The sequence below is a fragment of the Frankia sp. CeTa3Moorea genome (assembly GCF_978021225.1).
The window spans coordinates 111,832-124,748 of sequence record NZ_CDXDOR010000001.1 but is presented as its reverse complement, the minus strand read 5'-3'; the positions used below and the strand labels follow the sequence as shown (position 1 = coordinate 124,748).

Genomic DNA, 12,917 nt, shown 5'->3' with positions numbered 1-12,917 from the left:
GGTGGGGACACCCGCCGAGCGCCGGCTTCCTCGGCAGCGGCCGGCCTGCGGATGCCGCTCAGCCGACGCGGCGTAGGACGCGCAGCGAACCCGCGCACGACAGCTCGCGGAAGCCCTCCGCCAGCGCTCGCACCAGAACGTGGTAAGGCGCCTGACCCCCGTCCGCCGGGTCCGGAAAGACGTCGTGGATGGCCAGGAGACCGCCGGGCCGCACATGGCGGCCCCAGGCCTCGTAGTCCGCCTGGGCCTGCTCCTCGGTGTGCCCACCGTCGAGGAAGAGCAGGTCGGCCGGGGTCGACCACCATCGCCCCACCCGTTCGGAGCGGCCGACGACCGCCGTCACGACGTCCTCGACGCCCGCGTCCTCCAACGTCCGCCGCAGGAAGGGCAGCGTGTCCAGCCGGCCGCTACGCGGGTCGACGAGATCGGCATCGTGGTACTCCCACCCGGGTTGGTTCTCCTCCGACCCGCGATGATGATCCACGGTGACCATCGTCGCCCCCACCGTCCGGGCGGCCGCGGCCAGGTACAGGGTCGACTTACCGCAGTAGGTGCCGACCTCGCAGATCAGGCCGCCAGCCGATACCCGCGTCGCCGCCGCGTAGAGCGCCAGGCCCTCCTCCGCGGGCATGAAGCCCGTCGCCGCCTCGGCCGCCCGCCGCAACACCACATCCACCGCCGACTCCCTCTTTCTCGCAGGACAGGTAGCCTTTCTCGCAGGACAGGTAGCGCGCGCCAGTGGCACGCTACCTGCCGAGCTGGGCGGCCACCTCGACCCGGCGGGCGAAGATCTCCTCGGTCCGCTCCTCCATCTCGCGGAGGGCCTTCTTGCGTCCGCGGCTCGACAGCCGGTCTATGTAGAGGCTGCCGTACAGGTGATCGGTCTCATGCTGCAGGCAACGGGCGAAATAGCCGGTTCCCTCCAGGCGGAGCGGGGCACCGTGCTGGTCCTGACCGCGGACAGCGGCATGCCCGAGCCGGGCGACCTCCATGTAGGCCCCCGGAACAGACAGGCACCCCTCATCTCCCTTGACGAGCCGGCGCTCCGTCGGCGGCGCCTCCTCCAGGACGGGGTTGACCAGATGGCCCACGTGCCGCACACCATCCTCGTCGGTGCAGTCGTAGACGAAGACCGCGGCGTCAACGTCGATCTGGTTCGCCGCGAGTCCGACACCTTCGGCGCCGTACATGGTGGTGAACATGTCGTCGATCAGCGCAGCGAGCTCCGCGGTCCCGAACTCGGTGATTTTCTTACAGGGCCGGTGCAGAACAGGCTCGCCGACAACGGTGATCCTGCGGATGGAACCGCGGCCGACCTCCGGTGGCAGCTGCGGGTAGGAGTCGACCGGCTCCCCCTGCACCCGGACCCGCCGATCGACCTTCTCGTCCTTCTCGTCAGATCGCGCCAAGCGCGAGGCCATGGCGAGCATCTCCTTCCATCCGACCGGGGCGCGCCTGCGCGTGAGTCGACGCGGGGTCGATCCTGCCGATCGGCAGGATCGACCCCGCGCCACCGCCGATCCTCGACGTGCTTCGTTCGCTACGAGCTTGACAGATCGCACCCCCTGTCCGCTCGGCGGACTGGCCACTCCCATGATCAACAGCATCACCAGGCGCGGCGCCATCATGGCTGCTACCTGCGGGAAGAGCGCGAACCTCAGACCATTCATTGCGTGACGTAACTTCACCGACACCATGCGTACATAGGGCTCCCCGAAAAACCGGGGAGCCTTTTCCGTGCCCGGTCGCGCCCAGTCGCGTCCGGTCATGCCGGCCGTGTCCTGTAGCCGTTCCCGCAGCCGTTCCCGCAGCCGTTCCCGTAGCCGTTCCCGCGGAGACCGCGGACGCCGAATCGTCCGCGATCCGCGCGCGAGTAAGGATGATTACCGGAAAGGATGAACAGAACGTTAAATCTAACTCACATACCCCCAACGCAACGTATCATCCCCCCCCTGGCGCACAGCCCACCCACAGGCACCCGAACCCCGGCTGGTAAGGTGTCGGCCACGATAAAGCCGAACCAGCGAACCAGCAGAGAATCACGCTCCCAGGTATTTACTTTTCGGCCAGGCGAGAGGAGTACAGCCCCGGTTCCCACGACTCCCTACACCAAAAAGATTTAGAATTATCCGGCGCATCTAGCGAGAGTTCAGTTCATGGCTGCGAATTTCGCTGAAACGGTCACTGAAAGGCCGACGCCGGGGGGGATCAACACACTGAATATGGCAGTTCCGCCGCCGGAGTACGCGGTGGCGGATCTGGATCCGCGCACGAGTGACCTCGTCGTCCCGAATGGATCCGGATGGCGGCGGGTCATGCGGGTGCCAGGACGACGGCATTACCATCACGAGCACCACGATCGCGCCGTCGCGACCATCCAGCAGGCCCGGAGCCGCACTCGATCGACGGGCCGGAGTTGTGTCGTCGGCCTTCTGTACATTGCCGAGTTCGGCCGGCTGCGCGAGCGCCTCGCTCCGGGCGCCTGCCTGTCCCTGCTCAATCAGGTCGCTGCCTTGGCAGGTGGTCTGCATCGGTGGCGTGGCTCCGCCATCGGCCAGGGCCGCCCCGGCGAGGTGGTCGTCGTCCTGCCGACGCGGCCGGGCCGCTCCGCCGAAGCGGCGTTCGGCGAGATCGTGCGTACGGTCGCGAGCTGTGACTTCGCTGTCGACGGCGAGCGCCTGCGGGTAACCCCCGTTCCGGGGTTCGTCCAGGTGGACGACACCATCGACGATGCCACCGCCCTGCGGCGGGCCCGGCTGGCCATGGGTCTCGCCGCCCAGCAGCTCGACATGGTCCCCGTCTGTTACGACCCTAAGATGGAACCGGCGGAGAACCAGCCGCGACGTTCCGGGCGCCCGTTGCACACACGGTTGCGGCCGTCCGATGCCGTCCAAATCGTCGTCTCGACCGCGGTCTGCCTCGGACTCCCGTTCGGGATCTACAGCACACTGTTCACACTGGGCCTCGATCCGACCCACGTCGTCTTCGCACTCCTGGCCATCGCGCTGGCCGGCACTACCCTCACCACCTACCTGGAGCAGTTGTCGGCGCTCGAACCGGAGAAGTGCCCGGACGCGCCCGCCGCGCCGTTCCCGGCGGCGAGCGCCATCATCGCCGCGTATCTGCCGAACGAGTCGGCCACGATCGTCGACACGGTCAAGGCGTTCCTCCGGCTGGACTACCCGGGTCCGCTACAGATCATCCTCGCCTATAACACCCCCCGATACCTGCCCGTGGAGGAGAAGCTCGCGCGGATCGCCGAATCCGATCCCCGTTTCGTCCCGATGCATGTGCCGACCAGCACCTCCAAGGCGCAGAACGTGAACGCGGCGATGCCAGTGGTCACCGGTGAGTTCGTCGGTGTCTTCGACGCGGATCATCATCCGGCACCGGACGCCTTCCGACGGGCCTGGCGGTGGCTGTCGCACGGAGCCGCGGTCGTCCAGGGGCACTGCGTGATCCGGAACGGAGAGGCATCGCGGATCAGCCGCACCGTCGCCGTGGAATTCGAGTCGATCTACGCGGTGAGTCATCCCGGCCGGGCGAGGATGCATGGTTTCGGGATCTTCGGCGGGTCGAACGGCTACTGGCGGACCGACCTGCTGCACCAGACCCGTATGCGCGGCTCGATGCTGACCGAGGACATCGACGCGAGCCTGCGCACCATCATGAGCGGCGAGCGGATCGTCGCAGACCCGGAACTGGTCTCCTACGAGCTGGCGCCGACGACGATGTCGGCGTTGTGGCGGCAGCGGTTGCGCTGGGCGCAGGGCTGGTACCAGGTCTCCCGGCGGCATCTGTGGAAAGCCGTCGGCTCACCAGACCTCACCGCCCGCCAGAAACTCGGCCTGCTCTGGCTGCTGGGCTGGCGCGAGATACATCCGTGGCTTTCGCTCCAGATGTATCCGCTGATCGCCTTCGGTCTGCTGCACCCGCAGGCCGAGCACGGTTTCCGGTTGAACGTCTCCCTGTACGTGGTCGCCACCCTGTTCTCGACGATGACGGGCCCGATCCAGGCGTTGTTCGCGTACGCCCTCGCCGACCCCACGATCCGCCGTCACCGGAGTTGGTTCGTCCAGTTCTGCCTGATGAACATCTTCTACAGCGAGTTCAAGAACGTCATCGCCCGGCTGGCACCGGTGAAGGAGCTGCTGCGGGAACGAGAGTGGCACGTGACCCCACGCACCGTGCCGCAGCCCGACCCGGTCACGCCGGACAGCGCGACCGCACCTCCAGCCGGCTCCGTCCCTCCAACCGGCTTCGCGGCGGGCGGTGTGGTCCCTTACCCCGAAGCCAGGTCATGACCACACCAGGCGACCCTCGAAACATCGTGCCGAGGTCCCGGGTTCTGCCCGCGCCGGCTCTCCCGTCCTGGTGGGCGCAGCCCCCACCGCCACCGGTGCCACCGCCGCCACCGCCGTTACCGCCACCGAGGGAGCGGCCGACGGTGCCGGTCCGGACCTCGGCCCGGCCGCGGGCCGGGGAGGCAGGTATCACCGGAGGGACCGGAGGAAACCGCCGCGGTCGTCGGCGGACGACGGTGGGCGATCCCAGGCTCGAGCTGGTTGACCTGGGCGGGTTCCGCGGCGTGGCGGCGATCTCGGTGATCATTTTCCACGCCTATCAGTTCTGCCGCGGGGATGGCAACACGCCGTACGCGGGTACATTCCTCGGCCAGGTCCTCGGCGCCTTCGACGGGATGATCAGTTGGTTCTTCCTGGTCTCCGGGTTCCTGCTGTATATGCCGATGGTGAACCGGGTCAGGGCCGGCCGGACCCAACGGTCACCCACAGACACGCTCATACGTCGTGGGCTACGGATTCTTCCGCTGTACTACACGGCGCTCATCATCGTATGGGCGGCGCGCAACCCCGGCCTGCCCGGCGACTGGATCGACCTGGTCGAACACCTGACCTTCACCCAGGTCTTCGACAGTAAACGGGTGTTTTACACGATCGGCCCGGCCTGGTCGCTGGCCGTCGAGGTCTACTTCTATCTCTACCTCGCCCTGGTCGCCGGCTGGCTGCGGCGGCGGCAGACCCATCGACTGCCCGAGGCGCATCGCTGGCGGCGGCTCTGCCTGCCGCCGGTCCTGCTGATCGTGGTGTCCGCCGTCTGGATCGTCTACGCGGTCTACATCGTGCGGGCCCAGCACGACCAGTGGGCGTACTGGTTCTCGCCGCAGAACTATGCCGGCAACTTCGGCCTCGGAATGATCACTGCGGTTCTCTATGTCCGCCGCGGTCGGGAACGGCCGTTGTCCGCCCCGCTCGCGTGTGCGTTGCGGTTCGTCGCCGCCGGGCTCATCATCGCTGGCGCGATGGTCCGGGGGCACACCGCGGCATCGTTCGAGGCGTTCTCCACGCTGAATTCGATCGGTTTCGGTGTGCTGTTCGCCGCCTCCGTGCTGGCGCCCCGCGACACGCTGTGGCGCCGGTTCTTCGCCACCCCGGCATTCGTCTGGCTCGGCATGATCAGCTACAGCGTGTACCTGTGGCATGAGCCGATTCTGCTGCTAGTGCTGGACCGGCACGGGCTGGTCAGTCACGCGCCGTCGGCGTTTCCGTGGGTGGCCGCCCTGCTGGTCACGGCCGGCGTCATCGGTGGATGGATCAGCTACGTCGTCCTGGAGAAACCGGGCCGCCGGCTGTCCATCCTGGTGGAGAAGCTTCGCCACACCCCGGTGCCCGCATCGGTGTCCGCCGCCTCGGTGTCCGCCTCGGCGCGACCGGCACGGCCAGCTCCCTGACGTGGCGCAGGCTTCCCGGTCTGCGCCGGCTGCGCTATGTGCGCTGGCCGCGCGTGCGGACCGTCGTGCCGGCGGCCCGCCGACGCCGTCGCCGGGACACTGACGGGCACACTGGTTCCGCCGCCACGTCTGGCACCCTGCCGACCGCCAACGGCCGGCTTAGCGGAGTGAAGTTTTTCGGCCTGCTCCGCTGATAGATTCCCAGGTCAGCAAGTGTCGTCCCCGCATGCGCGGGGATCTTCCCGGATCACCGGTGGACGGTTTATGCAGCCGAGGGTCGTCCCTGTGGCGTTGCCCTCGACCTCGCGCAGCACGTCGACCCGGCCCCGATCTCAGACCTCGCCGCCGCCGGGGCCCGACCACCCCGCTGGGCACGGCGAGCGCCGAAGGCGCAACGCGGGGGGTTGGGGGGCTTGGCCCCCCCGGCCAGCATGACGGCCACGGCGAAGCCGCCCACAGGGCGGCGAGCATGACCGGCCAGCGCGTGGACCTAGGTGGACTTGAACCACCGGCCTCTTCCTTATCAGGGAAGCGCTCTAACCGACTGAGCTATAGGTCCGTGCTGCGAGTGCAAGAATACAGGACGGCGGCGGAGGAGTGGGACCGCCGCCGCACCTCCAAGCTAATGATCGCTCAGGGTCAGCTCGACGCCGCCGATCATCTCGGCGCAGAGGTTGTAGAGCAGGGCACCGAGCGTGGACAGCGCGGTCATGAGGATGACGTTGATCGCCCCGATGAGCAAGCTGATCTGCATTGCCCGGCCGAACGACAGCCATCCTCGGATGTCGGTGCTGCTGCTGTCGGTCAGGGTGTCGGCCGCGTCGGAGACACTGTCGAACACGCCGATCGAGTTCAGGACGAACCACAGCACGGCGATCGCGACGAGCAGAACCACAAAGACGCAGAGGGAGAACGCGAAGCTGACCCGGGTCACCGTGAGGGGATTGACCTTGGACAGCTTGAGCTTGGCCCGCCGGCCCTGACCGGGCGGGCGGGCGGAACCGGACGAGCCGGGACCGGACCGGCTAGGAGAGTGACCGGCACCCGCCCGCTCAGCGGAGACCGGCTCGAGCTGGTCGTCGAGCGCGCCGGGGGAGGTCGTGGTCACGCTGTTCAGAGCGCCCGTCGTCGTGGCGGTACCCGCGGACTCCGGCGCCGCGAGCGGCCGGTCGTAGGCCGCCGTGGGGCCGGCACCGCCGGGCCTGCCCCCCGCCGGGCCCGGCGCGGCGGGGCGTACCGGATCGGGGGCGGGCATGCGCTCGGGCGCGGCACGGTTCCTGTCGGGATTCGTGGTACGGCTCCTCGTCATGCTGGGCGGGCGGACCAGGGAGATGGTGTCGTTCTCCTGTGGCCGTTCGGCCGGGGGCTCCACGCGAACTGCCGGCCCCCCTGGCGTGGCTCGACCGGGTCCGGGTGGCGCCAGGCCGAGGGACTTCGCCGGCGACGATACGGCGGCCGAGCCGAGTTTCCGGGTAGCCGAGCCCGCCTCGTCGGAGTGGGTTCCAGCGGCCCCGGTACGAGCCGACCCGGATGGGGACACCGACGACGTTCCGCTGGCACGTCCCGTGGAGGGGCCACCCGACGAACCCGTGCCCGACGCGCCCGACGCGCCCGCGGAGGAGCTGGACAAGGACCGCGAGGACAAGGGAGACTTCGCCCCGTCGGGGACCGATCCGGAGCGGGGCGCCGCCGAACCCGACGCCGACGAGCCGGGTTCGGCCGGATAGGCCTTCGACGACTCGGCTTTCGACGACTCGGCCTTCGATGACCCAGCTTTCGACGACCCAGCTTTCGACGACCCGGCCTTCGACGACCCAATCGAACCCGTCGGCCCCCCGGCGGAGGACGGCGGCGAGTCCGCCGCGCCTCCGGCCGGGCCGCGGCCGCCCTCCCGCTCATCCACGGGCCGACCGGACCGCCCGGGCCGCTGGAAGAACGGATTACCGGACGCGGGCCCACCGCCGGCCGCGGGCACCTTCACCGTCTCGCTGCCGGCGTCCCCCCCACGGCCGTCCCGCAGCGACAACGAGCGGCCCGCGGCGTCCGCCGCGCGTCCCGGCGCCGTCCCGGCGCCGGCCCGGCGACCGGCTTCCGAATCACGCCCGGCGGAACCGGAAACACCGGCGGAACCCGCGGAACCCGGGCTCGCGGAACCCGGGCCGGAGGAACCCGCGCCCCTGGCCGCGCCGCCAGCACCGGAGGAACCAGCGGAAGCGGGTCTCACCGTGGACCGCGGGCCGGCCCCGTCCCCTCTGCTCGGCCGGCGGGACTGCTCGGTATCACGCGCTCCCTCCGACCCGGCGGCCGAGGAGGGGGCGCGGTAGACCGCCGACCGGGCTGGCCGGTCTTCCTGACTGTCACTCACGGACTCTCCCGGTTCGGTCCTGACGGTGTGCACGGGTCCCGCGCACACCCGTCCCCTCGGGCGGCGTCGTTCTCGGCGTGGGTGGCCACGACCACGAGACCGTCAGCCTCTCGGGGCTCGCTCTCAGCTTTCCTGGGGCCCGGCGTCGGTGTCCTCCGCATCAGCATTACGCGCGACTCCGACAACCTGCACCCCGGACTCCAGATCGATGAGCCGGACTCCCATGGTCTGCCGCTGCGCCCGCCGTACATCCTTGGCAACGGTCCGCAATACACCCCCGTTGGAGGCGATGGCGTAGAGCTGGTCGTCGGGATCGACGACGAGTGCCCCCACCAGACCACCGCGAGTCGAGACGATCTTAGCGGTCAACACGCCCTTGCCACCACGGCCCTGCACCGGGTACTCGGCCAGCGGCGTCCGCTTCGCGTATCCACCGGAGGTGGCGACGAGCAGATCCGCCGTCGTACCCGGCACGACGACGTCCATGGACAGCAGCTCGTCCTCGGCATCGAACCGCATACCGATCACACCCGAGGTCGCCCGGCCCATCGGCCGCAACTGCTCGTCGTCGGCGTGGAACCGGATCGACTGGGCGTTGCGGCTGACCAGGAGCAGATCGTCGCCGGGCGCCACGAGCCGGGCGGCGATCAGCTCGTCGTCGTCGCGCAGGTTGATCGCCACCAGGCCACCGGCCCGGTTCGAGTCGAAGTCATGCAGCGCGGTCTTCTTGCACAGCCCGCGCTTGGTCGCCAGGACCAGGTAGGGGGCGGCCTCGTAGTCCTTGACCGCGATGACCTCGGCGATCCGCTCATCCTGCCCGAAAGCCAGGATGTTCGCGACGTGCTGGCCCTTGGCCGACCTGGCCTGCTCGGGCAGCTCGTGCGCCTTCGCCCGGTACACCCGGCCCTTGTTCGTGAAGAACAGCAGCCAGTGGTGGGTGGTCGTGACGAAGAAGTGCTCGACGATGTCGTCCTCGCGCAGCGCCGCGCCCTGCACGCCCTTGCCGCCGCGGCGCTGCGAGCGGTAGAGGTCGGTCTTGGTGCGCTTGGCGTAACCGCCGCGGGTGACGGTGACGACCACGTCCTCCTGGGCGATCAGGTCCTCGATGGACATGTCGCCCTCGAACGGGACGAGACGGGTTCGCCGCTCGTCGCCGAACTTCTCGACGACCTCGGCGAGCTCCTCGCCGATGATCTGCCGCTGCCGGGTCGGCGAGGCCAGGATCGCCTCCAGATCGGAGATCTTCGCGCGAAGTTCGGCCGCCTCGTCGATGATCCGCTGACGTTCCAGGGCGGCGAGCCGGCGCAGCTGCATGTCGAGGATGGCGGTGGCCTGGATCTCCGACAGCGAGAAGCGTTCCATCAGCTGGCCGCGGGCCACGTCCGCCGACTCGGCGTTGCGGATGAGATTGATGACCTCGTCGAGGTGATCCAGCGCGATCAGCAGACCGTCCAGGACGTGCAGCCGCTCGCGGGCCTTGCGCAGCTGATAGCGGGTCCGGCGGACAATGACGTCGATCTGGTGCTCGACGTAGTAGCGGACCATCTGGTCGAGGCGGAGGGTACGCGGCACGCCGTCGACGATCGCCAGCATGTTGACGCCGAAGGTGTCCTGGAGCTGGGTGTGCTTGTAGAGGTTGTTGAGCACGACCTTGGCGACGGCGTCGCGCTTGAGGTCGATGACCAGACGCTGGCCGATGCGCGCCGAGGTCTCGTCCCGGACGTCGGCGATACCGGTGACCCTGTTGTCCCGGACCAGTTCGGCGATCTTCTCGGCGAGGTTGTCCGGGTTCACCTGGTAGGGCAGCTCGGTGACGACGAGCTGGGTGCGGCCCTTGTTCTCCTCGACGTTCACCACCGCCCGCATCCGGATGCTGCCGCGGCCGGTGCGGTAGGCCTCCTCGATGCCGTTACGGCCGACGATGAGCCCCGAGGTCGGGAAGTCCGGGCCCTTGATCAGGCCGATCAGCGCCTCGAGCAACTCGGAGTCGCTCGCGTCCGGGTGGTCGAGCGCCCACCGCACGCCCTTCGCGACCTCGCGCAGGTTGTGCGGCGGGATGTTCGTCGCCATGCCGACCGCGATGCCGCCGGCGCCGTTGACGAGCAGGTTCGGGAACCGGCTGGGCAGAACGAGCGGCTCCTGCGAACGCCCATCGTAGTTCGGGGCGAAGTCGACCGTCTCCTGGTCGATGTCACGCAGCATCTCCATCGCCAAGGACGCCATCCGCGCCTCGGTGTACCGCATGGCGGCGGGTGGATCGTTGCCGGGCGAGCCGAAGTTGCCGTTCCCGTCGACCAGCGGGTAGCGCAACGACCAGCCCTGCGCGAGCCGGACGAGGGTGTCGTAGATCGCCGTGTCGCCATGGGGGTGGTAGTTACCCATGACGTCCCCGACCACGCGGGAGCACTTGAAGTACCCGCGGTCGGGGCGGTAGCCGCCGTCGTACATGGCGTAGAGGACCCGGCGATGGACGGGCTTGAGCCCGTCGCGTACCTCCGGCAGCGCACGGCCGACGATGACCGACATGGCGTAGTCGAGATACGACCGCTGCATCTCGACTTCGATGCCGATGGGCTCGATGCGGTCGCCGGGGGGAGGAGGTAGGACGTCGACCACGGGGTCCTTCCAGGGCAGTGGGAGCAGTCGTCAGGGCGTTAGGGCGTCAGGGCGGGACGGGCGCCCCGAGCAACGGGGCCGGGTGGATCCGACGGCGGGTGGGATCCGGAGCCCTCCGTCCGCCGGGTCGGACCGTCGGGATCGCCGCGCCCGGACCGACCTGAGGGTCACCCGACGACCGATCCGAGGCACGCGACACGGCCGGGTCAGATGTCCAGGAAACGCACGTCCTTGGCATTACGTTGGATGAAGCTGCGACGCGCGTCGACATCCTCACCCATGAGCACGGAGAACAACTCGTCGGCGACCGCCGCGTCGTCGAGCGTGACCTGCAGCAGGATGCGCCGGTCCGGGTCCATGGTGGTGTCCCACAGCTCGGTGGCGTTCATCTCGCCGAGACCCTTGAAGCGCTGGATGGCATCCTTGGGCAGCTTGCGCCCGGACTCCACCCCGCGGGCGACCAGCCCGTCGCGCTCCCGGTCGGAGTAGGCGTACTCCCAGTCCTCCCTACCCCATTTGATCTTGTAGAGCGGCGGCTGCGCCAGAAACACGTGACCGGCCTCGACCAGCGGGCGCATGAACCGGAACAGCAGCGTCAGCAGCAGGGTCCGGATGTGCTGGCCGTCGACGTCGGCGTCCGCCATCAATACGATCTTGTGGTAGCGCAGTTTCGCGATGTCGAAATCGTCGTGGATGCCGGTACCCAGCGCCTGGATGAGGGCCTGGACCTCGGTGTTCTTCAGGACGCGGTCGATGCGGGCCTTCTCGACGTTGAGGATCTTTCCTCGCAGCGGGAGGATCGCCTGGAACTTCGAGTCCCGACCGCCCTTGGCCGACCCACCCGCCGAGTCACCCTCGACGATGTACAGCTCGCACCGCTCGGGATCGGTGTACTGGCAGTCGGCGAGCTTGCCCGGCAGACCGGTGCCGCCGAGCAGACCCTTGCGCCGGGTCAGATCGCGGGCCTGACGGGCGGCGATGCGGGCCCGCTGGGCGTCGAGCGCCTTGCTGACGATAGCCCGGGCCTCGGTGCGGTTGACCTCGAACCAGTCCTTGAGCGCCGAGTAGCACATCTCCTGGATGAACTTCTTGGCCTCGGTGTTGCCGAGCTTGGTCTTGGTCTGGCCCTCGAACTGCGGCTGCGCGAGCTTCACCGAGATGATCGCGGTAAGGCCCTCCCGGATGTCGTCGCCGGAGAGCCGCTCGTCGCTGTTCTTGGCCCCGGCCTTCACCGGCTTGAGCAGGTTCTGGTCCTTGGCGTAGGCGTTGACGGCGCTGGTCAGCGCGGCCCGGAAACCCTCCTCGTGGGTGCCGCCCTCGTGGGTGTTGATGGTGTTCGCGAAGGTGTAGACCGACTCGGTGTAGCCGCCGTTCCACTGCATCGCGAGCTCGGCCTCGATGCCCACGCCCTTCGACTCCAGCGAGATCACGCTGCGGTGGATGGTGTCCTTCGTGGCGTTGAGGTGACCGACGAAGTCGACCAGGCCGTTGGCGTACTTGTAGGTGACCGCCATGCGTTCCTCGTCACGCTCGTCGACGAGCGTGATCGACAGCCCCTTGTTGAGGAAGGCCATCTCCTGCAGGCGGCGGGAGAGCGTCTCGTACTTGTACTCGGTGGTCTCGAAGATCGTCGGATCCGCCCAGAAGGTGACCGACGTCCCGGTCTTGCGGGTGGTACCGGTCTTGGCCAGCGGCTTGTCCGGGCGGGTCGCCACGTACGGCTGGAACCAGACGTGCCCCTCCCGCTGGATCTCCACGTCGAGCCGGGTGGACAGCGCGTTGACCACGCTGACGCCGACTCCGTGCAGCCCGCCGGACACCGCATACGATTTGCCGTCGAACTTCCCGCCGGCGTGCAGGGTGGTCAGCACGACCTCGACGGCGGGCCGCTTCTCGGTGGGATGCATGCCGACGGGAATGCCGCGGCCGTTGTCGGTGACCCGCACCCCGCCGTCGGCAAGCAGCGTCACGGTGATGGTGTCGCAGTAACCGGCGAGCGCCTCGTCCACCGCGTTGTCCACGACCTCGTAGACGAGATGATGCAGTCCACGCTCTCCAGTGGAGCCGATGTACATGCCAGGACGCTTGCGGACCGCGTCAAGACCTTCGAGAACCTTGATCGAACTTGCATCGTAGGCCACGCGGCGGGTCCCCTCGTTCTGGGCGGAAGTATCCACCAGTCTACCC

8 protein-coding genes and 1 tRNA gene are annotated in these 12,917 nt (G+C 68.7%); 3 read left to right on the top strand and 6 right to left on the bottom strand.

Annotated features, from left to right (window positions below; genetic code table 11):
• Positions 1–58: 58 nt before the first annotated feature.
• Positions 59–676: a class I SAM-dependent methyltransferase gene (locus AC08OV_RS00550; RefSeq protein ID WP_476619124.1), complete on the bottom strand. Its 618-nt coding sequence runs from the start codon at positions 674–676 to the stop codon at positions 59–61.
• 70 nt (positions 677–746) lie between these two features.
• A complete protein-coding gene (gene def / locus AC08OV_RS00545) occupies positions 747–1,421 on the bottom strand; it encodes a peptide deformylase (RefSeq protein WP_476601933.1) in 675 nt (224 codons plus the stop codon).
• A gap of 801 nt (positions 1,422–2,222) precedes the next feature.
• On the opposite strand from def, the gene AC08OV_RS00540 reads away from it, so the two are divergent.
• Entirely contained in the window at positions 2,223–4,304 is a 2,082-nt protein-coding gene (locus tag AC08OV_RS00540; protein WP_476614886.1) for a glycosyltransferase family 2 protein, read from the top strand.
• Positions 4,305–4,540: 236 nt separating this feature from the next.
• On the top strand, positions 4,541–5,749 hold the full coding sequence (locus AC08OV_RS00535; RefSeq protein WP_476614887.1) for an acyltransferase family protein: 1,209 nt from the start codon (positions 4,541–4,543) through the stop codon (positions 5,747–5,749).
• A 485-nt stretch (positions 5,750–6,234) separates the two neighbouring features.
• Here the strand turns inward: AC08OV_RS00535 and AC08OV_RS00530 are convergent.
• Both AC08OV_RS00530 and AC08OV_RS00525 read right to left on the bottom strand, forming a co-directional pair.
• Positions 6,235–6,308: transfer RNA gene (locus AC08OV_RS00530), tRNA-Ile, on the bottom strand.
• Positions 6,309–6,371: 63 nt separating this feature from the next.
• Entirely contained in the window at positions 6,372–7,004 is a 633-nt protein-coding gene (locus tag AC08OV_RS00525) for a DUF3566 domain-containing protein (protein WP_476619123.1), read from the bottom strand.
• Here AC08OV_RS00525 and AC08OV_RS00520 point away from each other — a divergent pair.
• Complete coding sequence (locus AC08OV_RS00520) at positions 7,003–7,476, top strand: hypothetical protein (protein ID WP_476619122.1); 474 nt, start codon at positions 7,003–7,005, stop codon at positions 7,474–7,476. The genes AC08OV_RS00525 and AC08OV_RS00520 overlap by 2 nt on opposite strands.
• 761 nt (positions 7,477–8,237) lie before the next feature.
• On the opposite strand, the gene gyrA is transcribed toward AC08OV_RS00520, so the two are convergent.
• Together gyrA and gyrB are read right to left on the bottom strand one after the other, a co-directional pair.
• The gene (gene gyrA, locus AC08OV_RS00515) at positions 8,238–10,730 is read right to left on the bottom strand and encodes a DNA gyrase subunit A (RefSeq protein WP_462203711.1); all 2,493 of its coding nucleotides are present in this window, start codon (positions 10,728–10,730) and stop codon (positions 8,238–8,240) included.
• A gap of 206 nt (positions 10,731–10,936) precedes the next feature.
• Positions 10,937–12,871 (bottom strand): DNA topoisomerase (ATP-hydrolyzing) subunit B, encoded by a 1,935-nt coding sequence (gene gyrB, locus AC08OV_RS00510; RefSeq protein ID WP_476619121.1) that lies wholly within the window; start codon positions 12,869–12,871, stop codon positions 10,937–10,939.
• Between the last annotated feature and the right edge of the window lie 46 nt (positions 12,872–12,917).

Excerpts from the sequence above, each read along its gene's own strand:
- AC08OV_RS00520 (WP_476619122.1), top strand. The coding sequence starts at position 7,003 with ATGCGCTCGGGCGCGGCACGGTTCCTGTCGGGATTCGTGGTACGGCTC.
- def (WP_476601933.1), bottom strand. The coding sequence starts at position 1,421 with ATGGCCTCGCGCTTGGCGCGATCTGACGAGAAGGACGAGAAGGTCGAT.
- AC08OV_RS00525 (WP_476619123.1), bottom strand. The coding sequence starts at position 7,004 with ATGCCCGCCCCCGATCCGGTACGCCCCGCCGCGCCGGGCCCGGCGGGG.
- AC08OV_RS00540 (WP_476614886.1), top strand. The coding sequence starts at position 2,223 with ATGGCAGTTCCGCCGCCGGAGTACGCGGTGGCGGATCTGGATCCGCGC.